At 71.4% G+C, this 19,716-nt stretch carries 22 protein-coding genes and 3 tRNA genes; 11 read left to right on the top strand and 14 right to left on the bottom strand.

What is annotated here, in order from left to right; genetic code table 11:
* Positions 1–46: 46 nt before the first annotated feature.
* Together ACILRH_RS12300 and ACILRH_RS12295 are read right to left on the bottom strand one after the other, a co-directional pair.
* Positions 47–505 carry a hypothetical protein gene (locus ACILRH_RS12300; protein WP_395693670.1) on the bottom strand — a complete coding sequence of 153 codons (459 nt, stop codon included), beginning with the start codon at positions 503–505 and terminating at the stop codon, positions 47–49.
* Positions 506–562: 57 nt separating this feature from the next.
* The gene (locus ACILRH_RS12295; protein ID WP_395693668.1) at positions 563–1,399 is read right to left on the bottom strand and encodes a M23 family metallopeptidase; all 837 of its coding nucleotides are present in this window, start codon (positions 1,397–1,399) and stop codon (positions 563–565) included.
* 199 nt (positions 1,400–1,598) lie between these two features.
* Here ACILRH_RS12295 and ACILRH_RS12290 point away from each other — a divergent pair, with 199 nt between their 5' ends.
* Entirely contained in the window at positions 1,599–2,561 is a 963-nt protein-coding gene (locus ACILRH_RS12290; protein WP_395693667.1) for a hypothetical protein, read from the top strand.
* Positions 2,558–3,205: a hypothetical protein gene (locus ACILRH_RS12285; RefSeq protein WP_395693665.1), complete on the top strand. Its 648-nt coding sequence runs from the start codon at positions 2,558–2,560 to the stop codon at positions 3,203–3,205. The genes ACILRH_RS12290 and ACILRH_RS12285 overlap by 4 nt, the downstream gene beginning before the upstream one ends.
* A gap of 46 nt (positions 3,206–3,251) precedes the next feature.
* Here the strand turns inward: ACILRH_RS12285 and ACILRH_RS12280 are convergent, their stop codons facing one another.
* Both ACILRH_RS12280 and ACILRH_RS12275 read right to left on the bottom strand, forming a co-directional pair.
* Positions 3,252–3,650, bottom strand: a complete 399-nt coding sequence (locus tag ACILRH_RS12280; protein ID WP_395693664.1) for a hypothetical protein — start codon at positions 3,648–3,650, stop codon at positions 3,252–3,254.
* A 203-nt stretch (positions 3,651–3,853) separates the two neighbouring features.
* Entirely contained in the window at positions 3,854–4,174 is a 321-nt protein-coding gene (locus ACILRH_RS12275; RefSeq protein WP_395693663.1) for a hypothetical protein, read from the bottom strand.
* Between the two features lie 192 nt (positions 4,175–4,366).
* Between ACILRH_RS12275 and ACILRH_RS12270 the strand changes: the two genes are divergently transcribed.
* Positions 4,367–4,440 (top strand) — tRNA-Arg (locus ACILRH_RS12270).
* 120 nt (positions 4,441–4,560) lie between these two features.
* On the opposite strand, the gene ACILRH_RS12265 is transcribed toward ACILRH_RS12270, so the two are convergent.
* The 6 genes from ACILRH_RS12265 to ACILRH_RS12240 all read right to left on the bottom strand — a co-directional run bounded on the left by ACILRH_RS12265 (position 4,561) and on the right by ACILRH_RS12240 (position 8,339).
* Positions 4,561–4,872 (bottom strand): hypothetical protein, encoded by a 312-nt coding sequence (locus tag ACILRH_RS12265; RefSeq protein ID WP_395693662.1) that lies wholly within the window; start codon positions 4,870–4,872, stop codon positions 4,561–4,563.
* Positions 4,873–5,004: 132 nt separating this feature from the next.
* Positions 5,005–5,202, bottom strand: a complete 198-nt coding sequence (locus ACILRH_RS12260) for a hypothetical protein (protein WP_395693660.1) — start codon at positions 5,200–5,202, stop codon at positions 5,005–5,007.
* A 28-nt stretch (positions 5,203–5,230) separates the two neighbouring features.
* Entirely contained in the window at positions 5,231–5,887 is a 657-nt protein-coding gene (locus ACILRH_RS12255; protein ID WP_395693658.1) for a response regulator transcription factor, read from the bottom strand.
* Positions 5,888–6,018: 131 nt separating this feature from the next.
* A complete protein-coding gene (locus tag ACILRH_RS12250) occupies positions 6,019–7,068 on the bottom strand; it encodes an adenosine deaminase (RefSeq protein WP_395693656.1) in 1,050 nt (349 codons plus the stop codon).
* Between the two features lie 51 nt (positions 7,069–7,119).
* Entirely contained in the window at positions 7,120–7,866 is a 747-nt protein-coding gene (locus ACILRH_RS12245; RefSeq protein ID WP_395693654.1) for a DsbA family protein, read from the bottom strand.
* An 11-nt stretch (positions 7,867–7,877) separates the two neighbouring features.
* The gene (locus ACILRH_RS12240; RefSeq protein WP_395693653.1) at positions 7,878–8,339 is read right to left on the bottom strand and encodes a MauE/DoxX family redox-associated membrane protein; all 462 of its coding nucleotides are present in this window, start codon (positions 8,337–8,339) and stop codon (positions 7,878–7,880) included.
* A gap of 75 nt (positions 8,340–8,414) precedes the next feature.
* Here ACILRH_RS12240 and orn point away from each other — a divergent pair, with 75 nt between their 5' ends.
* The 5 genes from orn (at position 8,415) to ACILRH_RS12215 (ending at position 10,934) form a co-directional block, all read left to right on the top strand.
* Entirely contained in the window at positions 8,415–9,071 is a 657-nt protein-coding gene (orn, locus tag ACILRH_RS12235; protein WP_395693651.1) for an oligoribonuclease, read from the top strand.
* Between the two features lie 47 nt (positions 9,072–9,118).
* Positions 9,119–9,194 (top strand) — tRNA-His (locus ACILRH_RS12230).
* Between the two features lie 208 nt (positions 9,195–9,402).
* Positions 9,403–10,308: a cation diffusion facilitator family transporter gene (locus ACILRH_RS12225; RefSeq protein ID WP_395693650.1), complete on the top strand. Its 906-nt coding sequence runs from the start codon at positions 9,403–9,405 to the stop codon at positions 10,306–10,308.
* 71 nt (positions 10,309–10,379) lie between these two features.
* On the top strand, positions 10,380–10,760 hold the full coding sequence (locus ACILRH_RS12220) for a carboxymuconolactone decarboxylase family protein (RefSeq protein WP_395693648.1): 381 nt from the start codon (positions 10,380–10,382) through the stop codon (positions 10,758–10,760).
* A gap of 12 nt (positions 10,761–10,772) precedes the next feature.
* Entirely contained in the window at positions 10,773–10,934 is a 162-nt protein-coding gene (locus ACILRH_RS12215; protein WP_395693646.1) for a hypothetical protein, read from the top strand.
* A 19-nt stretch (positions 10,935–10,953) separates the two neighbouring features.
* Here the strand turns inward: ACILRH_RS12215 and ACILRH_RS12210 are convergent, their stop codons facing one another.
* From ACILRH_RS12210 to ACILRH_RS12200, 3 genes are all read right to left on the bottom strand, one after another.
* A complete protein-coding gene (locus tag ACILRH_RS12210) occupies positions 10,954–11,145 on the bottom strand; it encodes a YegP family protein (RefSeq protein WP_395693644.1) in 192 nt (63 codons plus the stop codon).
* Between the two features lie 23 nt (positions 11,146–11,168).
* Positions 11,169–12,779: an MFS transporter gene (locus ACILRH_RS12205; protein WP_395693643.1), complete on the bottom strand. Its 1,611-nt coding sequence runs from the start codon at positions 12,777–12,779 to the stop codon at positions 11,169–11,171.
* A gap of 74 nt (positions 12,780–12,853) precedes the next feature.
* Positions 12,854–14,872, bottom strand: coding sequence for an ATP-binding protein (locus tag ACILRH_RS12200; protein WP_395693641.1), 2,019 nt, complete (start codon positions 14,870–14,872; stop codon positions 12,854–12,856).
* Positions 14,873–15,007: 135 nt separating this feature from the next.
* Between ACILRH_RS12200 and ACILRH_RS12195 the strand changes: the two genes are divergently transcribed.
* The 3 genes from ACILRH_RS12195 (at position 15,008) to ACILRH_RS12185 (ending at position 18,062) form a co-directional block, all read left to right on the top strand.
* Entirely contained in the window at positions 15,008–16,576 is a 1,569-nt protein-coding gene (locus ACILRH_RS12195) for a phytoene desaturase family protein (protein WP_395693639.1), read from the top strand.
* Positions 16,577–16,636: 60 nt separating this feature from the next.
* Positions 16,637–16,712, top strand: a tRNA-Lys gene (locus ACILRH_RS12190).
* Positions 16,713–16,823: 111 nt separating this feature from the next.
* Positions 16,824–18,062, top strand: coding sequence for an NAD(P)/FAD-dependent oxidoreductase (locus tag ACILRH_RS12185; protein WP_395693637.1), 1,239 nt, complete (start codon positions 16,824–16,826; stop codon positions 18,060–18,062).
* Between the two features lie 16 nt (positions 18,063–18,078).
* On the opposite strand, the gene ACILRH_RS12180 is transcribed toward ACILRH_RS12185, so the two are convergent.
* Positions 18,079–19,683, bottom strand: coding sequence for an MFS transporter (locus ACILRH_RS12180; RefSeq protein ID WP_395693635.1), 1,605 nt, complete (start codon positions 19,681–19,683; stop codon positions 18,079–18,081).
* Between the last annotated feature and the right edge of the window lie 33 nt (positions 19,684–19,716).

Below are 19,716 nucleotides of genomic sequence, written 5' to 3'. Positions count from 1 at the left end.
GCGCTGCCGCGGCTCACGTCGCCCGAGGGTCGCCTCCAGGCCCGTGTCAGCAGGCGATGTAGTACGGGTCCCAGCGGTACACCTGCCCGTTGCGGTAGACGAGCTTGAAGCCGGTGAAGAACCGGTGCCCGCACACATCGGTGGCTCGGTAGAGCACGATGCGCGCGGGTCGCTTCGCGATGGGGCCAGAGGCGCAGTCCGGCGTGCAACGGGTGACCCATGCGATCCCGTGGCCGACAGCCCTGGTCGCGGTCCAGGAGCTCCAGCGCGCTGGTTTGACCATCAACGTGCCGTCGCCGGACACATAGAGGATGCGCGGTCGATAGACGGGGTACGACCCGGAGCCACTCGACGCCCAGTAGGTCCGCGGCGCTGCTCGCCCTCCATCAGTGACGGCCTCGCTGGGTGCCATGGCCAGCGGTAGGAGCACGACGGCGACGGTCGTCGCGACAACGACGGCGACGGATCGCACTGAGGCCACGGCGTGGCTCGCGGTTGCGCGCATGGCGGCACCCTAGGTCCGTGCACCTCGATGCGCGGCCTTTTCAACGAGGCTGTCTGCTCAGCAGTAGGTGTGGCACCGGCTGTCGTCGCCATAGGCGGCCCGAGCCTGCACCACTTCGTCGACCGGGCTTGCCTGTCCGCCATCTCGCCAGGAGTTCAAGTACGGCTGCGGGTACACGGTGCCGCGGCGGATCCACCAGTACCCAGCGGGGGTGGGCCAGCTGATGGCGAAGTGCAGATGGGTCCCGGTCCCCGCGGCGCTGCCACTGTCCCCAACGCGGCCGAGCGGGGTACCGGCCGTGACGTGCGTGCCGGGGCGGATGTCGGACAGCACCTCCTCGAGATGTGACCCGTAGTACCGCACGCCGTCGACCCCGACCAACGAGACGGATCGGCCCCCGCGATCCGCGCCGAGGTTGGTCGATGAGGACCAGGTGTCGTCGCGGGTGACCTCGTCAACGCGACCGTCGACCGGGGCGACGAACATGCAGCCTCGCGCGGCGAACATGTCCGCGGCCGGGTAGTCGTGGTGAGTCGATCCGTAGGTGGCCGTACAGTCCGCGATCGGGAACCTGTAGTGCGGCACAGCCGATGGGCTCGATGTCGGAGAGGTCGCCCGCTTCGGGTGTCTGGCTCCGTGACGGTGGTGCGACGTCGCGCCGGCGACATCGGTATCACCAGCTTCCCCGGCCCCCACAGTCGTCACCCCGCTCGGCGAGGAGACGGTGGGCGAGGGGGTGGGGGTCAGCGGCGGGGCGACGACCGGGTGACGCAGGGTGTGGACGGCATAGGCCAGGCCGGCGAGGACGACGAAGACGGCGAACGCTGACATCAACGCGATCCACCACGCGGCACGGCTCGTCGACGGTGTGCGTGAAGCCGCGTGCTTGCTCATAGTCCCCCGTCACTGGCGTCCACTCGCCGCCCTGTGGCGTCATCGGCCGAAGTACTGGGCGGCTTGCGGACCAGCGTAGGCCGCGTCCGAGGTTTGGTCGGCCGTTTGTGACCAGTCGGCGGCCCGCTCGGCGAGCGAATTCGCAGTTACGCGGTGGAGGACGGCGCCGCCGCCCTAGCATCATCTCGACCGTGTACTCGTGGCACGACTCGGATCCAACCGGGATGGTGCCGTCCTTGGGGGAACGAGACCACTGATGAGCCATTGCCCGCGCTGCGGCAACCCGACGGCAGGATCGGCTTTCTGTCCGGCCTGCGGCAGCCCGCAGACCACAGCGGACGACACTCAGTCGCTTCCTCAGCAGCCGAGCGACGACGTGCCAGAGATCCTCCAGCCGGACTCTCCGCCGCCGGCGGCGCCGTACGTGACGCCGCCACACCAGCAGCTGCCCCCTTCGATGCCCCAACCGCTGCCCCAGCAAGTGCCGCAGGTGGTCGTCCAGCAGACGCCGAGGTCGTCACCGGCCGTGGCGATCACTGCGGTCATCGCGGGAGCGGTCGTGCTGGTGGTGGGGCTCGGCGTCTTGTTCCTCACCCTGCGTGACGGGAGTTCCAGCGACACCGCGACCCAGGGCGGTGCGGTCGCGAGCGAGGCGTCGACGCCGGCGGATGCGTCGAGCACGACGGAGGCGTCACCGACAGCCCAGAGCCCGGCGACGCGTTCCAGGAACCACCATGCCGGCAGCGGGCCGGCGACCGGGACGCGAGACGTGGCGACGCTGCGGGCTGGCCTGTTCTGCCGCGACCTCTACGCCCGCGGGTACAGCTACGTTGCAGCCGTCAACTACTGGCGGCTCCACGGCAACCCGAACCAGATGGACATCGACCGCAACGGCATCCCGTGCCAGACCGTGTACTCGCCCTCGGACGTCAGCGCCTACTGGGGCGTGCACGCGGTCCCACAACAGATCGTCACGTCAGTGCAATCGCTCCCGAGTGGGTTGTTCTGCCGCGACCTCTACGCCTCGGGCTACAGCTACTCCGACGCGGTGAACTACTGGTTCTACCACGGTCAGCCGGACCAGATGGACATCGACCTCAACGGAGTTCCGTGCGAGACCGTCTATCCATGGGTCGACATCCAGACGTACTGGTACGGATGAGCAACGACGATTCGGGAGTCCTTTCCATGTCTGATCTCGCTTTCACCACCTCGGTCAGCAGACGTGCCAGGAAGGGGACGCGACGCATCGTCCTGGCGCCGCTCACCGCTCTGGTCTTCGTGGCCGGCCTGCTCATCGGAGTTCCGGTGCCCACCGACGCCCTCACTTCCGGCGGTCCAGGGGTCATGACGACAGGATCTTGGTATGGAGTCAAGCTCGGCGACTCCCTGAACCGGGTCGCGCGCGTGCATGGCTGGTCCGCCGGTTCGTGCCTCGGCGGGTCGGTGCCGGACTACATCCGCGTTCCCCGCACCTATGGCGTCGCGATCGCGCGTGGCGCCAGGGCCGGGCGGGTGGGCTTCATCGAGGCCTATCGCAAGCAGGTGGGCGGACCTCACGGAGTCAGGGTCGGAGTCCGGGTCTCCAGCGTCGCAGGATTCCTGGACACCGGCACCGAGCATCATGCAGACGAGGGCATCGGCTCCGGCAACGAGTGGCGCTACTGGGTGATCCCGGTGCGATCCCACTACTTCTACGTCCGCGCCGGCAGCCTGAGCCCGCGTTCGCGCGTCATCTCCTTCGGTCTGGCAGTGTCCAGGTCCGTGGCCAACGAGCGCGGCCGAACCCAGGGCGGCTGCTACTAGACCCCCGGCCGCGCCGGCACAGCTCGATCGGCAAGCGGAGCAGCGGTCAGCAAGCTTCCCACAGGACCTGCGGCCACTTCCCCCCGAGGACCATGACGTGCACCATGGTGTCAGCGGTCGGTTCGGTGTCGGCGTCGAACTGGAACGTCAGCGTCCGCGCGCCGACACGAACGAACATGAACGGGATGCTGTAACCCTCGACCTCTCGGTACCGCACGCTGCTCAGGCCCGGGTACGCCGCGCTGATCTCGGCCACTGTCGATCCAACGCCGGTGCCACCACGAGCATGCTCCCTCGGGGACCAGACGGCCATCATCCGCAGTCTCGAGGCTGGGGAGAAGCTCACCCAGCCGCGCTTCGCCCACGCCGGCCTCAAGCCGATCGGGCCGCAGACCGGGGCGTGCCGCGTCACCATCCCGGTGGCGACCGCGGCATCGACGGTCATTCCGATGCGCAGCTGACGCCACCGCCCCACCCCCACCTGCGCGGTCGAGGTTCGCAGCACCGTGGTGGGCGCAGCTTGGTGCCGGGCACCCCGATCGGCGCTCGCCTCTGCGCCGGCCGCACCAGTCCCACCCACCAGCAGCGAGCCCGTCACAGCGGCGGCGAGAGCACACGAACGGATTCGGTCCTTTCGCACGACGCCCCCTAGTCACCCATCCACTCGATGACCTGCTTCTTCCCGTGGTGAGTGCGGCGACAGGTCATGCCGCTGAAGTAGTCGTGGTCGGGGAACTTGCACTTGAACCCGCGGACGGTGAACGCGTACTGACCCAGGTCGACGTGGTCCAGCGCTCCGTCAAGCACCTTCTTCGCCTCGGCGCAGGAGACGTTCTTCACTCCGAGGTAGTCGCCGCCAGCGGGACAGTGCTTCATGAGTGCGGCCTGAGCCGGGCTGGCGACGGCGGCGGCCAGCCCGAGCACCAGCACGGCGGGCGACACAAGACTGACAAGCTGTCGAGGCTTCATGGCCGCAGAGCGTAGGCCGAAGGCGTCCCGTTGACAGCCGCTTGGAGGCAAGACGCCTGATTTCATCCCTTCGGGGGATTCGCAGCTCACCTTGCCCCCGCACCGTCGGGCATACTGACGACCGAGACGAGCAACGTGCCGGTCATGCACCGAGGGGAACCGAGGTCATGTTCAGCTGGTTGCCGTCCTTCCGCCTCCGTAGCTCAGCTGGATAGAGCAGCGGCCTTCTAATCCGCCGGTCGCAGGTTCGAGTCCTGCCGGGGGCGCCCCGATACAACGTCTTGTCGACGGAGCGGACCGTGGCGCCGACCCCCGTGGTCGTGCGTCGGATCTCGCTCTGCAGCTTGCCGACCGGTCATACCTCGCCCGATCCAGCGGACACTCGGTCAGTCGCCCAACCAGTAGATGCTCTGCTTCTTGCCCTTGTGGTTGCGGTGGCACGAGATGCCGTTGGCGGCGTCACGACCCGGGAAGACGCAGTGGAAGCCTCGGACGGTGAACGAGTAGTCCACGCCGACATGATCGAGCGCAGCCCAGACGACCTTCTTCGCCTCCGTGCAGGACACGTTCTTGACGCGCAGGAGATCCGGACCGGCGCAGCGGCTCGAGGCGGCGGCGTCAGCCGCCGGGGCAGTCGCGGACAGTCCGATGACGAGAGCGGCCGCTGACGCCGCAGAGGCGAGGTGTCGAAGACCCATGGCCGGGACGCTAACCGAGGCCGGCCCGGTCCGACCCGAGTTCACACGAATGCACCGTGCCGTTCACACCGCACGCGGACAGCGCAAGTCGTCGGGCGACTGTGAAACCCGCCCGAAACGCGAGTCGAGCCGTCAGGACGTCTCGGTGGGCAGCGGCGTGTCCGGGTCGTCGAAGGGGCGCCGCTCGGCGGGGTCGAAGTCGGGCTGGTCGGGCCGGTTGACGTGATCCTCGGGGTCCATGTCGACGTCCTTGACGTCGGCATCGTCCTGCCCGTGCTCGTCCTGCCCGTGCTCCTCGCCCGGACCTGGCTGCGGGTGCGGTTCGCTCATACCGGCTGGGTACCCGGCCGGGTCGGCGCTACGCGGGCGGCGAGGTGTCGATGCTGCGCATCCGGTCGGGCTCGAAGCCGTTGCGCATGCCCCACCCGACCGCCTGCGAGCGCCGGGTGACGCCGATCTTGCGGTAGGCGGTGCGGATGTAGGTCTTCACCGAGTTGATCGAGAGATAGGTGCGCTCGGCGATCTCCTGGTTGCTCAGGCCCTGGGTGATCAGGGCGAGAACCTCGGACTCACGGGCCGTCAGCCCCGCCTCGCGGCCGGGCCACTCCCCGGCGGCCCGCTCGGCTGCTTCGGGGTCCGGGCGGGGCGTGACGGTCTCGCCGGCGTGCACCGCCTCGATGCCGTCGACGATCTGGTCGGCGCTCAGCCCCTTGGACAGGTAGCCGGCGGCGCCGCGGTCGATCGCGCGCGCGACCAGGTCGGGCTGCACGTTCCAGCTGAAGATGACGACCCTGGCCTCGCTGCCGCGCACCAGGTCCTCGAGGTCGACCCCGTCGCCCTGCACCTGGCCGAAGGTGTCGTAGAGGATCACGTCGACGTCGCTGATCACGGGCAGGCCCGAGTCGAGCTCGACGACGCTCACGCGATCGGTGTGGGGCGAGAGCATGGCCGCGACGCCGGCGACGACCATCTCGTAGTCGTTGACGACCGCGACCCGGATCGGGCTGCCAGACATGAGCCCACCCTAAGCCGAAGGCGGGGATTGTCGGATGTGATCGGGTCGACACGCGCGTCAATGCCGGGTTCGGCGGCCGCCGCAGGTTAGAAAAGGACTGCCCCGCTTGGTATGAGCTCGCGGGGCTCAACTCATTTCTGGGCTCGTTCCGGAGCCTGGTCCGCCACGTAGGCGTCGATCTCCGCCAGCAGCCGGGCCTTGACCGGCTCGTCGGCGAACGACACGCGTACGGCGTCCCGCGCCACGTCGGCGACCCCCGCCTCGTCGAGACCGAGCAGCTCGGCCGCGATCTCGTACTCGCGGTTCAGCGTGGTCCCGAACATCGGCGGGTCGTCGGAGTTGATGGTGACCGTCACCCCGGCGTCCCGGAACGCCCGGATGGGGTGCTCGTCGAGCGAGGCGACCGCGCGGGTGGCGACGTTGGAGGACGGGCACACCTCGAGCGGTACGCCGGACTCCGCGAGGTGCGCGAGCAGCGCCGGGTCCTGGGCGGACGACGTGCCGTGCCCGATCCGCTCGGCCCCGAGGTGCTGCAGCGCGTGCCAGACCGTCTCGGGCCCGGTGGTCTCCCCGGCGTGCGGCACGCTGTGCAGCCCGGCCGCCCGCGCCGCGTCGAAGTGCGGCTGGAACTGCGGCCGGGGCACCCCGAGCTCCGGCCCACCCAGGCCGAAGCCGACCAGCCCCTCCGGCCGGTGGCGCAGCGCGAATTCCAGCGTGGCGTCGGCGGCCGGGACACCGGACTCGCCCGGGATGTCGTAGATCCACCGCAGGACCAGCCCGAAGTCGCGCTCGACGGCCCGCCGGGCGTCCTCGATCGCCTCGGTGTAGGCCTCGATCGGCATGCCGCGCTCGTCGTCGTGGGGCAGCACCGAGGTGTACGGCGTGCAGGTGAGCTCGGCGTACCGCAGGCCCTGACCGGTCGCCATCTCGCGCCCGATCTCGTGGGTCAGGTAGCGGATGTCCTCCGGTGTGCGCACCAGGTCGACGACCGCCAGGTAGACCTCGACGAAGTGCGCGAAGTCGCGGAAGGCGAAGAACCGGCGCAGCTCGTCGGGGTCGCTGGGCACCGTGCCGGGATGGCGCTCGGCGAGCTCGGAGACGATGCGTGGCGAGGCGGACCCGACGTGGTGGACGTGCAGCTCGGCCTTGGGCAGGTGGGTGATGAACTCCGACAGGCTCACCCGGCGGAGTCTGTCAGCGGCCCCGCCGGTTCGCCTACTCGTCGCGGCCGGTCAGCCCTGGAGCTGCGCCACCAGGTTCTGGCTGAGCTCGTCCATGGTCCGGCCGTCCGAGAAGACCTTCCCGTCGAGCAGCACGGTGGGCGTGCCCTGCACCCCGGCGCTCACCGCGGCCTTGGTCGCCTTGGTGACCCACGGGGTGCCTTCGTCGGCCTCGATCGCGTCGCGGACGTCGGACTCCTTGGCCCCGGCCTGCACGGCGAGGTCCGCGAGCTCGGAGCTCTCCGGGAACGGGCCGGCCTCGCTGGGCTGGTTGTCGTAGAGGAGGTCGTGGAACTTCTTGGCGACCTCAGGCCCGGAGTTCGCGAGCACGATCGAGAACGCGCCGGCCGAGCGCACGGAGTAGCTCGACTCGTCGCCGCCCCCGAGGAGGTCGAAGGGCCGGTACTCCACCTGCACCTTGCCCTCGTCGGCGAGCTTCGCGAGGTCCTCGCGGCTGGCCTTCTCGAGCTCGCCGCAGTAGGGGCAGAGGAAGTCCTCGTAGATGACGACCTCATGGGGCGCACTGTCGGGTCCGATGGTGACGCCGAGCTCGCTCGTGGAGCTCGACGAGGAGGCCGAGACGTCGTTCGTGGTGTCGAGGGCACGCGCGATGAGGAAGCCGCCGGCGAGGATGACGAGGACGGCGAGCACCACCCCGCCCACCATCAGGTTGCGGCGGCGGCGCTCGGCCGCCTGCTGCTCGGCCATGGCGGCCGCAGCGCGGGCGGTGCGGTCGGTGTCTCGGTTCTTCTTCGACATGCGCGGTCCTTCTAGGCAGGGGTACGACGGAACAGCAGCGAGTCCAGCGACAGTCTGGTGGACGGCAGCCAGGCGAGGAACAGCGAGAGCAGCAGGAGCACGACGTCGCGACCGATCTCCCACGGGTACTTCGAGGCCGCGTCCTGGTCGTACCCGCCGCCACCGAAGCAGCCGCAGTCGATCGAGATGCCGCGCGCCCACACCGATGCGATCCCGATGATGAAGGCGACGAACAGGAGGCTCGACACGACGGCCGCGCCCCGGGTGAGCAGGCCCAGCACGAGCATCAGGCCGACGACGATCTCGAGGACGGGGAGCAGCTGCCCGACCGGCTGGGCGAGGTTGCCCGGCAGGAGCTGGTAGGCGCGGACGGCGGTGACGCTCTCCGCGGGATGCAGGACCTTGGCGGCACCGGCCCAGATCCACACCGACCCCACCACCAGGCGCGCGACCAGGCCGAGCCACTCCTTCACGTCTCCGACCCTAAGGGGGCATGCTGAACCTCGACTGAGACGGAGGTCCCGACCGGTCAGGACTAAGGTGTGCGCGTGAACGACCGACTCGTGTGGATCGACTGCGAGATGACCGGGCTGGACCTCGGCGCGGACGCGCTGATCGAGGTCGCGGCCCTGGTTACCGACTTCGACCTCAACGTGCTCGGCACCGGCGTGGACGTGATCGTCAAGCCACCGGCCGAGGCCCTGGACCAGATGAACGACTTCGTCCGCGACATGCACGAGACCTCGGGCCTGCGCCAGGAGCTGGACGCCGGCGTCTCGCTCGCCGAGGCCGAGGACCAGGTGCTCGCCTACATCCGGGAGCACTGCCCCGAGGGCAGCCGCCCGCCGCTGGCCGGCAACAGCGTGGCCACGGACCGGGCGTTCATCGCCCGGGACATGCCGCGGCTGGAGACGTTCCTGCACTACCGGATCGTCGACGTGTCGTCGATCAAGGAGCTGTCGCGCCGGTGGTTCCCGCGGGCGTACTTCCAGGCGCCCGCCAAGCGCGGCAACCACCGCGCCCTGGCCGACATCCAGGAGAGCATCGAGGAGCTGCGGTACTACCGGGACGCGGTGTTCGTCCCCTCCCCCGGTCCCGACTCGGACGCCGCGCGGGAGATCGCCCGCCGCCACGGTGGCTCGCTGACCGGGCTGGTCGCAGACGAGCCGCCCACGGCGCAGGCCGATTCCGCGGAACCGGTCTGACTCCTCTACACTTTCGCAACGCACCGACCCCGGTCGGAGCGATCGTGGTGGGTGTAGCTCAGCTGGTAGAGCACCTGGTTGTGGTCCAGGTGGCCGCGGGTTCAAGTCCCGTCACTCACCCCACTGCCCGCGAGGGCGACGAGGCCCCGGTCGGCGCAGCGCCGACCGGGGCCTCGTCCGTCCCAGCGGGGTCGCCTGCTCGTCCTCGGCCCGGCTCCCCGCCGGGCTCACGCCGACCTTGCACGGCGAGGTCCGTGGAAAACAAGGTCCGACGCACCCGGTCGACCGACGGGAGAGCCCTCGTCCGCAGCACCGTGGTTAGCATCGCGTCATGGGCGCCGGCCATCACCATCCCTCCGGGCACGCCGGCACGCACCACCGCTGGCGGCTCGCGACGACCTTCGGGCTCGTCGCGGCCTTCCTCGTCGTCGAGCTCGTCGTCGGACTGTCGACCGGGTCCCTCGCCCTGGTCTCCGACGCCGGCCACATGGCCGCCGACGTGGTCGCCCTCGGTGCGGCGCTCGCCGCGACCAAGATCGCCACCCGGCCCGACACGACCGGACGGCGCACCTACGGCTCCTATCGGGCCGAGATCTTCGCCTCCGGGCTGACCGTCCTCATCATGCTGGGCGTGGCGGCGTACGTCGTCGTCGAGGCGCTGGGTCGGTGGGGCGACGACGTCGAGGTCTCACCGGGGCCGCTGCTCGTGGTCGGGACGCTCGGCCTGGCCGTCAACGTCGTCTCGATGCTCCTCCTGCGCGGTGGGTCCGACGAGTCGCTCAACGTCAAGGGCGCCTACTACGAGGTCGTGGCGGACGCCGCGGGCAGCGTCGGCGTGATCGTGGCCGGGCTGCTGGTGCGAGTCACCGGCGACGGCTGGTGGGACACCGTGGTCGCGCTTGCGATCGGGGTGTTCGTCGCCGTGCGCGCGGTCGCGCTCGGCCGCGAGGTGCTGGCCGTGCTGGGCCAGCACGTCCCGGCAGGCATGGAGGTCGACGACGTCGTGCGCGACCTCGAGCTGGTGGAGGGCGTGGCCGACGTGCACGACCTCCACGTCTGGACCCTGACTTCGGGCATGCTCGTCGCGACCGCCCACCTGGTGCTCGACGAGAGCGGTGACGCGCAGCAGGTGCTGGACGGCGCCCGCCGGGTGCTGCGCGAGCGGCACCGGGTCGAGCACGCCACCTTGCAGGTCGAGACGACCCGGACGCGTGAGTGCGAGGACACGACCTGGTAGTCGATTCGAATACCCCCGGGGGTATCTGTTACGGTGAGGGCACCGCACCAGGACACCGACCAGGAGGAACCATGTCGACCTCGGACCACGGTCACGGCAAGACCGTCCTGCGCGATCTCTCGCCGCTGCACCGTGACCTGCGCAAGGCGATCCCGGACGTCTACCAGGGCTTCCGCGAGCTGCACCAGGCCGCCTTCGCCGAGGGTGTCCTCGACGTCCGCACCAAGGAGCTCATCGCCCTCGCGATCGGGGTCGTCGAGCAGTGCGACGGCTGCATCGCCTCCCACGCCCAGGGCGCCGTCCGCGCCGGCGCCACCCGCCAGGAGGCCGCCGAGGCCATCGGCGTCACGTTCCTGATGAACGGCGGCCCCGCCACCATCTACGGCCCCCGTGCCTACAACGCGTTCTGCGAGTTCGCGGACGCGGCCGAAGCCACCGACCCGACCCCCTGAAGGGATCCACCGATGTGCTCACCCACCCCCTGCCGGACCTGCCGGAAGATCACCTGGTCCGGCTGCGGCCAGCACGTCGCCCAGGTCAAGGCGTCCGTGCCGGACGACCTGTGGTGCCCGGGCCACCCCGGCGAGAGCGGCTCCGGGCTCCTGTCGCGCGTCTTCGGGCGCTGAGTCGCGCCCGCGCACGCCGTCAGTCGGTCGCGAGGTCGACGACCTCGGCGCCGGCGGCGACGGAGCGCACCATCTCGATCGCCTCGATCGCTGCGCTCTTCCAGATGTAGCCCTGGCTGCGGGCGACCAGCTCACCCTGGGCGTCACGCAGCTGCCAGCGGTACTCGCCGCCGACCTCGACCACCTCGAACCTGCCCCACATCGCATCCATCGCTTACCCGGACCGGTGGTCGTCTAAGCCTGGGCCGGGTCCGGGTCACCGACTGGTCTGGTCGGGAGCAGCCGGGTGAAGAAGAGCGACACCAGCGTGAGCAGGCCGAGCACGGAGAGGCTGATCCGCAGCGCGTCGATCCGCGCGGAGGTGTTCGCGTCCACCACCGCCTGCGCCGTCGAGTCCGAGACCCCGGCGTCGGTCAGCGCCTGGTCGAGCTGGGCGTCGGAGAGGAACGGGATCCCACCGGCGAGGTCGACCGAGGCCTGCTGCGCCACCTCGTGCGGCACGGCAGGGTTCGCGTCGATCCCGGCCAGGAAGGACGCGGTGAGCGCGCCGATCAGCACCGAGCCGGCCAGCGCCGTCCCGAGCGACGCCCCCAGGTTGGTGGCGGTGTTCTGCAGACCACCCACCTCACCGCTCATCTCGTCCGGCATCGCGGACACCGTCACGGCGCCCAGCTGCGAGGCGAGCGCCCCCACGCCGAGCCCGGCGAAGAGGAGCGGCACGGTCACGATCGACGCGCCCGCACCGACCTCGAGGGCACCGACGAGCGAGACGATGCCGGCCAGGAGCGCGACGAGCCCCCACGTGACCACGCGACGCGGCGAGGCGTGCGGCCAGACCTTGGGTACGCCGATGGCCGCGATGAGCAGCGTGACGGAGAGCGGCAGCAGCCGGACGCCGGTCTCGAGGGCGGTGAGGCCGAGCGCGACCGACAAGAAGAGGGGGATGGTGAAGAACAGGCCGGCCTGGATGAGGAACTGGAAGAAGAACATCGTCAGCCCCCCGGCCAGCTGCCGGTTGCCGAGCATCGAGACCTGCACCAGCGGCTCCCGGCCCGACGCGGCCCGACGCTCCTCCCACCAGAAGAAGACCCGCACGACGACCAGGCCCGCGAGCACCAGCCAGGTCGTGTACGACACGCCGGCCAGGTCGGGCGCCCCCGGCTTCGGCAGCACCCAGCCCCACTCGCCGGACCGCAGGACGCCGTACACCGCCATGCCGAGGCCGGCGGCGGAGAGCAGGATCCCGACGACGTCGAGCGGCTTGCGCTCCTCCGGGGCGACGTCGACGATCTTGCGCGCCGCCGCCAGGATCGCCACCACGATCACGACCTCGCCGGCGAACACCAGCCGCCAGGTCCACCAGGTCGTGACGGCGCCGCCGATGAGCGGGCCGGCCGCGACCGCGATCGCACCGGCGGCCGCCACCAGGCCGTAGGCGCGCGGCCGCTCGGCGGCCGGGAAGTTGCTGGCCACGAGGGCGACGATCGCCGGCATGATCAGCGCCGCCCCGAGACCCTCGAGCAGGGACCAGCCGATGATCAGGACGGTCAGGTTGGGCGCCAGGGCGGTCGTGAAGGACCCGGCGCCGTAGATGACGCACCCGATCGAGAAGGCGCGCCGGCGCCCGATCATCGTGCCGATCTTGCCGCCGGTGATCATCATCGTCGCCATCACCAGGGTGTACAGCGTGATGGCGGTCTGCACGCCGGTGACCGTCGTCCCGACGTCGGTCGCGACCTGGGCGATCGAGACGTTCATGACCGAGCTGTCGAGGGTCATCAGGAACTGGGAGGACGCGAGGGTGAGCAGCACCAGCCCGGCCCCGGTCTTGGTCGATGCCGTCACCCGGGCATGGTGACCCGCGGCGGGTGGGGACGCCTCACCCGGTTGGGGTGGTTGGGTGATGGAGGCGGCCTCGATCAGTCGGCGGTGATCAGGGGCAGGCGCACGCGGAACACGGTGCCCTCACCCTCCTCCGACTCCACCGTCATCGTCCCACCGTGCTTCTCGACGATCGCGTGGGCGATGGAGAGGCCCAGGCCGCTGCCCGGGATCGCCTGCTGCTGGGCCAGGGACGAGCGGAAGAACCTGCTGAACAGCTGGTCCTGCTCCTCCGCGGGGATGCCGATCCCGGTGTCGGCGACGGCCACCTCCGCCTGTCCGTCGTGGATCGTCAGCGCGACCTGCAGGCGACCACCCTCGGGGGTGAACTTCACCGCGTTGCCGAGCAGGTTGATCACCACCCGCTCGAGCATGTCGCGGTCACCCAGGCACGGCGCCGGGTCCTCCGGCAGGTCGACGTCGAGCTCGAGCTCACGGCGCTCCAGCGTGGGTGCGACGACCGCGACGCCGGCCGCGACGACCTTGCGCAGGTCGACGACCTTGTGCGCGAAGCCGATGCCGTCCTCCTGGATCCGCGAGAGCGTCAGGAGGTCGTCGATGAGGGACAGCAGGCGGCTGCTGTTCGCCGAGAGGCGTTGCACGGCGTCGAGCTGCTCGTGGCTCAGCTGGCCGTAGACGCCGTCCTCGAGCATCTCGGTGTAGCCGAGGATGCTGGTGATCGGCGTGCGCAGCTCGTGGCTGACGCTGGAGACGAAGGCGTCCTTGACGCGGTCGACCTCCTGGAGCCGGGCCACGGCCTCCCGCTCGGTCGCGAGGGCCTCGACGAGGCGGCGCTCGGCCTCCTTGCGCTCGGTGATGTCCTCCGACGTGCTCACGTAGCCGGTGACCTGGCCGCGGTCGTCCTCGATCGGGTCCAGCGACATCGAGTGGCTGCGCACGACGCCGTCCTTGCGGACGAAGGGCATGTCGGTGGGGCCGGCCCCGAGCAGGGTGCGCGCCACCTCCCGGAACTCGGGCTGCACGCCCAGCTCCCGAGCCTTCTCGGCGATCGCCTCGTCGCTGTGGAGGTACTCGGTCGTGCGTCCGAGCATCTCCTCCGCGCTGTAGCCCAGGAGCTGTTCGGCGCCGGGGTTGACCAGGGTGACCAGGCCGTGGGCGTCGGTGCCGATGATCGCGACGCCGCCGGCGCCGTTGACGATGTTCTGCACCATGTCGCGCTCGGCGGCGACCTGGCGGGCGTTCTCGAGCTGGTCGCCGACGATGAGCACGAACGGCACGACGACCAGGGCGCAGTCGATGATGAACAGCGACAGGAGCAGGCCCTGCACGTCGGCCGGCAGGCCGAACCGGCTGTCCACCTCCGCGAACGGGCCGTGGTCGCGGGTGGTGAGGGCGATGGCGAACCCGAGCACCACGAACAGCTGGGCGATCGACTCGTAGGCGCCGCTGCGCAGGGCACCCCAGGCGAGCACGGGGATGAGGGCGAACACCAGGCTCGGGAAGTCGTCGAGGTAGAACACGACCGGCGTGAGCGTCACGATCAGCACCCACTGGGCGGCGCGCTCGACCGGCGGCGCGAGACCGGGGTGCGGCCGCAGCCGGCAGAAGAACGGCGTGACCGCCAGGTTGGACGCCAGCGACGAGGCCAGCACCGAGAGGCCGAGCAGGAGCGGGTCGCCCCAGCCGGTCACCAGGCTGGTCACGACCCCGCTCACACCGACGCAGAGCGCCCCGAGCGCCGAGCCGCCGATGTAGCGACCGAGCTCGGCGTTGGTCCGCAGGGGCGGCCGGTCCCGGACGCCGCCGGTGAGCACCCGCCAGAACGCCCAGCACTGCACGGTCATGCCGACGGCGATGCCGAACGCCACCGACTCCGGGCGACCCGTGGCGATGGTCCCGAACGCGATCGCGAAGATCAGCAGCAGGACGACCGGGGTGCTCGGCTTCGGCGCGATCATCAGCAGCGCGGTCGCCAGCGCCGCCGGCCAGATCCCGATCGCAGCGCCGGTCGCCGGTGCGCCGTACACCGCCGCCAGGCCGAAGCCCACGGTGAGGGCGACCAGGCCCGCGAACCACCCCCACGATCTCGCTGCCACTGTCACCTCCCGAGCGGTCTGGTCCGCGCCGTGTCGTGGACATGTTCTCGCGCATCCTCTCGCGCTGCATCCCGTCGTGGCCCGGACTCGCCCAACCCGAGCCGGGACAATCGATGCCCTAGGGTCGGGCGGGTGATGACGGAGCGGAGCAGCTACGACGTCGTGGTCGTCGGTGGCGGGCATAACGGCCTGACGGCGGCGGCCTACCTCGCCCGCGCGGGCCTGTCGGTCCTCGTGCTCGAGCGGCTGGCCGCGACCGGCGGCGCCGCCGTGTCGGCGCAGGCATTCTCGGGCCACCCGGCGCGCCTCTCGCGCTACTCCTACCTGGTCGCGCTGATGCCCGAGGCGCTGGTCGCCGACCTGGGGCTGGACCTGCGGCTCGCGTCGCGGTCGGTCGCGTCGTACACCCCGTGGGTCCGCGACCAGAAGCCCGGCGGCCTGCTGGTGCAGCGGCCCGAGCGCGGCGGCACCGCACAGTCCTTCCGCGAGCTGACCGGCTCCGACGACGAGTACGACGCCTGGCAGCGCTTCTACCGCGAGGTCGAGGGGTTCGCCGGCGTGGTGGCGCCGACGCTGCTGGAGCCGCTGCCCGCCGAGCGGGACGTCCGCGCGGCGGTCGACCCGGAGGTGTGGCGCGACCTGGTCACCCGGCCGATCGGCGAGACGATCGAGGAGCGGTTCACCGACGACACCGTGCGCGGCGTGGTCGCGACGGACGCGCTGATCGGCACGTTCGCCTCCCTGCGCGACCCCTCCCTGGTCCAGAACCGCTGCTTCCTCTACCACCTGGTCGGCAACGGGACCGGCGAGTGGCGGGTGCCGATCGGTGGGATGGGCGCGGTCACGGATGCGCTCGCCCGGGCCGCGGCGTCGGCGGGCGCCGAGATCGTGACCGGCGCCGGGGTGAGCGCGATCCGCGGCGACGACGACGGGGCCGAGGTCACCTGGCACGACGGCGCCGGCGACCGCACCGTCCGGGCCCGCCACGTGCTCTCCAACGTCGCGCCGTGGGTGCTGCGCATCCTCCTCGGCGAGCCCGAGGACCCGGCCACCAAGCCCGAGGGGTCGCAGCTGAAGATCAACCTCCTGCTCGACCGGCTGCCGCGGCTGCGGTCCGGGGTCGACCCGGAGGTGGCGTTCGCCGGCACCCTCCACCTGGCCGAGGACTACAGCCAGCTCGAGGCGGCGTACGCCGACGCGGCGGCCGGTCGCATGCCCTCGGTGCTCCCCGGCGAGATCTACTGCCACTCGCTCACCGACCGCTCGATCCTCGGCGACGCGCCGGCCGGGACGCACACCTTCACCTACTTCGGCGTGCACACCCCCGCGTCGCTCTTCGAGGCCGACCCGGAGGGCACCAAGCAGGTGGCCGTCGAGCGGGCCCTGGCCGCCCTCAACGAGCACCTGGTCGAGCCGATCGAGACCTGCCTGGCCACCGACGCTGCCGGCCGTCCCTGCCTGGAGGCCAAGATCCCCCAGGACGTCGAGCGCGACCTCGCCATGCCCGGCGGGCACATCTTCCACGGAGACCTCGAGTGGCCGTGGGCGCCGAACCGCGCCCGCCTCGACACCCCCGCCCAGCAGTGGGGCGTCCAGACCGACCTCGCGTCGGTGCTCGTCTGCGGCTCCGGCGCCCGTCGCGGCGGCGCGGTCTCGGGCATCGGTGGCCACAACGCGGCGCAGGCCGTGCTCGCCTCTCGCTGACCCCTCCTCGATTTCTCGCGTCCCCCGCCCGCTGGTAGAGTTCACGTCGCTCCACAGCACGCGCCATTAGCTCAATTGGCAGAGCAGCTGACTCTTAATCAGCGGGTTCGGGGTTCGAGTCCCTGATGGCGTACCACCGGTCCCAGCACCGTCGACAGGCCCGTCCGGAGAGATCCGGGCGGGCCTTCGCTGTGTCACCCGTCGCTGCCTGCCCGGGTGCCATCGCGCCGTGGATACCCTGGCCGCCGTGGATGCCGACGTCGTCGTGGTGGGTGCCGGACTGGCCGGGCTGCGATGTGCGAGCGCCCTGGCCGCGACGGGGCTCGAGGTGGTGGTCCTCGACGCGGGCGACGCCCCAGGAGGGCGGATCCGCACCGACCGGGTCGACGGGTTCCTGGTCGACCGGGGCTTCCAGCTGCTCAACCCGGCGTACCCCGCCGTGCGGCGCTGGGTCGACGTCGACGAGCTGGGCCTGCAGCCGTTCGGGGCCGGCGTCGCGGCGCGGACCGAGGAGGGCACCGTCCGGCTCGGGCACCCGCTGCACGCACCGGGACTGCTGCCGCCGACGCTGAGCACCCTCGTCCGGCGTCCCGGGGAGGTCGCCGCGCTGGCCCGCTGGGCGGCGCCGCTGCTCCGACCTCGTCGGACCTCCCTCTCGCACGTGCTGGCCGGCCGTCCCGACGTCGACCGCCGCGCCGCGCTCGACCGGGCTCACGTCGATGGGTTCCCGCGCCGGGTGCTCGAGCGCTTCCTGTCCGGCGTGCTCCTCGAGGACGATGGCAGCACCGCCGATCGGTTCGTGCTGCTGCTCGTCTGGATGTTCGTGCGAGGCGTCCCGGGCCTCCCGGCCGGGGGCATGCAGGCGCTGCCCGAGCAGCTGGCCGCGGGACTGGGTGACCGGGTCCGGCTGGGCGAGGTGGCCCGCACCGTCGGACCCGACGCTGTCACGACGGATGGCGGCCGACTGACGGCCCGGCAGGTCGTCGTCGCGACCGACGCATCCCAGGCGCACGCGCTGCTCGGCCTCCCCGTGCCGGGCAGCAAGGGCGTGGTCACCACCTGGTGGGCGGCGCCGGACGCTCCGGCCACCGCCCTCCTCCACGTCGACGCCCGCCGTCGGCCCGCCGGCCCGCTCGTCAACGCCGCCGTCGTCTCCGCCGCCGGACCGACCTACGCCCCTCCCGGTCGTCACCTCGTCGCCGGCTCGGCGCTGATGGGCGACGCCCGCGAGACGTCGGAGCGGGCGATGCGAGCGCACGCCGGCGATCTCCTCGGCGTCGACCCCGGCCGGTGGGAGGTCGTCGCGCGGCACGAGGTCCCCCACGCACTCCCGGCCCAGCCCCCGCCGTACGCGGCTCGCCGACCGGTCGAGGTGGAGGGGCTGGTGGTGTGCGGCGACCACCGCGACACCGGGTCGATCCAGGGCGCGCTGGTCAGCGGTCAGCGGGCCGCCGACGCGGTGCTCGCCCGGCTCCGGTCGGCCTGAGCGGATCCGAGCGTCGTCACGGCGCCTCGGCGGCGTCGGGGACCGGGTCATCCGCGCCGGCCGCCGTCCGCGGGAGCGCGACGGTGGCCAGCAGGCCGACCAGCAACGCCGCCGCGGCGAGCCAGAGCGTCACCTGGCTTGCGTGGACCATCGCGTCGGAGGCCGCCTGGGCCACCGACTGCGTGGCGGGGTGCGCCTGGAGGCCGGCGATCGCGATGCCCGCGCTGTCGGTCACGGCCGAGGTGACCCCGTCGACGGCGCGGGCCGGGAGCCCGAGGGCGGTCAGGTTGTCCCGCGTCGCGGCACCGAGGCGGGAGATCAGCAGGCCGCCGAGGAGCGCCACGCCGAGCGCGGAGCCGAGCTGCCGGATGGAGCTCTGCACCCCGGATGCCTGCCCGCTCTCGTCGCGCGGCACGTCGGACAGGATCAGCGAGGTCAGCTGCGCGGTCGCCATGCCGACGCCGACGCCGTAGACGAAGAGGAACACGCAGAGCACCCAGGTGGAGATGGTCATCGAGAGCACGAGGCCGAGCCCGCCGACGGCGAGCGCCTCCAGCGCCAGGCCGGTCTGCACGACCGAGCGCTGGGAGAGACGCTTGCTGATCTGCGGGAGCATCCCGGACACGACGAACGTGCCCAGGGCCAGCGCCGCGAGGATCCCGCCGGTCTGCAGGGCCGTGTAGCCCAGGGTCCCCTGCAGCAGGAGCGGGAGGGTGAACAGCAGCCCGAACTCACCGAAGGCGACGATCAGGGCTGCCACGACCCCGGCACGGAAGGTCACCAGCCGGAAGAGGCCGAGGTCGACCAGGACGTGCCGGCCCCTCTCGGCCCGGCGATGCTCGACGAACACGAACGCGACCATGAGGAGCACTCCCGCCGCGACCGCGAAGGGGACGGGAGAGACCGTCCCGTCGTCCTGGCGCCACCAGCCGTAGGTCTGGGCCTCGATGAGCCCGAAGACGATCGAGCCCATCCCGAGCGCCGAGAGCAGCACGCCCATCGGGTCGCGGCCGGGGACGGCCGCCGGGTCCCGCGTCTCGGGGATCGCCAGCGCCACGCCGAGGAGGACGACCACACCGAGCGGGATGTTGAGCCAGAAGGCCCACCGCCAGGAGACGTCGGTCGCCAGCCACCCGCCGACCAGGGGCCCGATCGCGGCCATGCCGCCGATGGCCGACCCCCACACGGCGAAGGCGATGGTGCGTGCGCGGCCGACGAACATCGCGTTGATGGTCGAGAGGGTGCTCGGCACGATCATCGCGGCACCCAGGCCCTGCACCAGCCGGGCACCGACCAGGACCGCCGCGTCCTGGCTCGACCCGGCGACCAGGGAGGCCGCCATGAACAGGACCATCCCCGCACCGAAGAGGCGGCGGCGCCCGTGCAGGTCGCCCCAGCGGCCCAGGGTGAGCAGGAGGGCGGCGAACACCAGGGAGTAGGACGCATTGATCCACTGGGCGTCGGTGGTCGTCAGCCCGAGGTCCTCGATCACGACGGGCAGGGCCACGTTGACGACCGTGGCGTCCATGATCACCACCGAGACCCCGAGGGCGATGGACAGCAGTGCCAGCCAGCCCCGTCGGTCGATCCGGTCGGTGGGCTGCGGCGCGGTCCCGTCCATGGCGGCAAGTTACCAACGCCATGTCGGCAACAT

Origin of the sequence: Nocardioides sp., assembly GCF_044226765.1 — a bacterium.
Classification (GTDB): Bacteria; Actinomycetota; Actinomycetes; order Propionibacteriales; family Nocardioidaceae; genus Nocardioides.
This window is presented reverse-complemented; position numbering and strand designations above follow the sequence as displayed.

Excerpts from the sequence above, each read along its gene's own strand:
- ACILRH_RS12300 (WP_395693670.1), bottom strand. The coding sequence starts at position 505 with ATGCGCGCAACCGCGAGCCACGCCGTGGCCTCAGTGCGATCCGTCGCC.
- ACILRH_RS12295 (WP_395693668.1), bottom strand. The coding sequence starts at position 1,399 with ATGAGCAAGCACGCGGCTTCACGCACACCGTCGACGAGCCGTGCCGCG.
- ACILRH_RS12285 (WP_395693665.1), top strand. The coding sequence starts at position 2,558 with ATGAGCAACGACGATTCGGGAGTCCTTTCCATGTCTGATCTCGCTTTC.
- ACILRH_RS12280 (WP_395693664.1), bottom strand. The coding sequence starts at position 3,650 with ATGACCGTCGATGCCGCGGTCGCCACCGGGATGGTGACGCGGCACGCC.
- ACILRH_RS12275 (WP_395693663.1), bottom strand. The coding sequence starts at position 4,174 with ATGAAGCCTCGACAGCTTGTCAGTCTTGTGTCGCCCGCCGTGCTGGTG.
- ACILRH_RS12265 (WP_395693662.1), bottom strand. The coding sequence starts at position 4,872 with ATGGGTCTTCGACACCTCGCCTCTGCGGCGTCAGCGGCCGCTCTCGTC.
- ACILRH_RS12260 (WP_395693660.1), bottom strand. The coding sequence starts at position 5,202 with ATGAGCGAACCGCACCCGCAGCCAGGTCCGGGCGAGGAGCACGGGCAG.
- ACILRH_RS12255 (WP_395693658.1), bottom strand. The coding sequence starts at position 5,887 with ATGTCTGGCAGCCCGATCCGGGTCGCGGTCGTCAACGACTACGAGATG.
- ACILRH_RS12245 (WP_395693654.1), bottom strand. The coding sequence starts at position 7,866 with ATGTCGAAGAAGAACCGAGACACCGACCGCACCGCCCGCGCTGCGGCC.
- ACILRH_RS12225 (WP_395693650.1), top strand. The coding sequence starts at position 9,403 with ATGGGCGCCGGCCATCACCATCCCTCCGGGCACGCCGGCACGCACCAC.
- ACILRH_RS12220 (WP_395693648.1), top strand. The coding sequence starts at position 10,380 with ATGTCGACCTCGGACCACGGTCACGGCAAGACCGTCCTGCGCGATCTC.
- ACILRH_RS12215 (WP_395693646.1), top strand. The coding sequence starts at position 10,773 with ATGTGCTCACCCACCCCCTGCCGGACCTGCCGGAAGATCACCTGGTCC.
- ACILRH_RS12210 (WP_395693644.1), bottom strand. The coding sequence starts at position 11,145 with ATGGATGCGATGTGGGGCAGGTTCGAGGTGGTCGAGGTCGGCGGCGAG.
- ACILRH_RS12195 (WP_395693639.1), top strand. The coding sequence starts at position 15,008 with ATGACGGAGCGGAGCAGCTACGACGTCGTGGTCGTCGGTGGCGGGCAT.
- ACILRH_RS12180 (WP_395693635.1), bottom strand. The coding sequence starts at position 19,683 with ATGGACGGGACCGCGCCGCAGCCCACCGACCGGATCGACCGACGGGGC.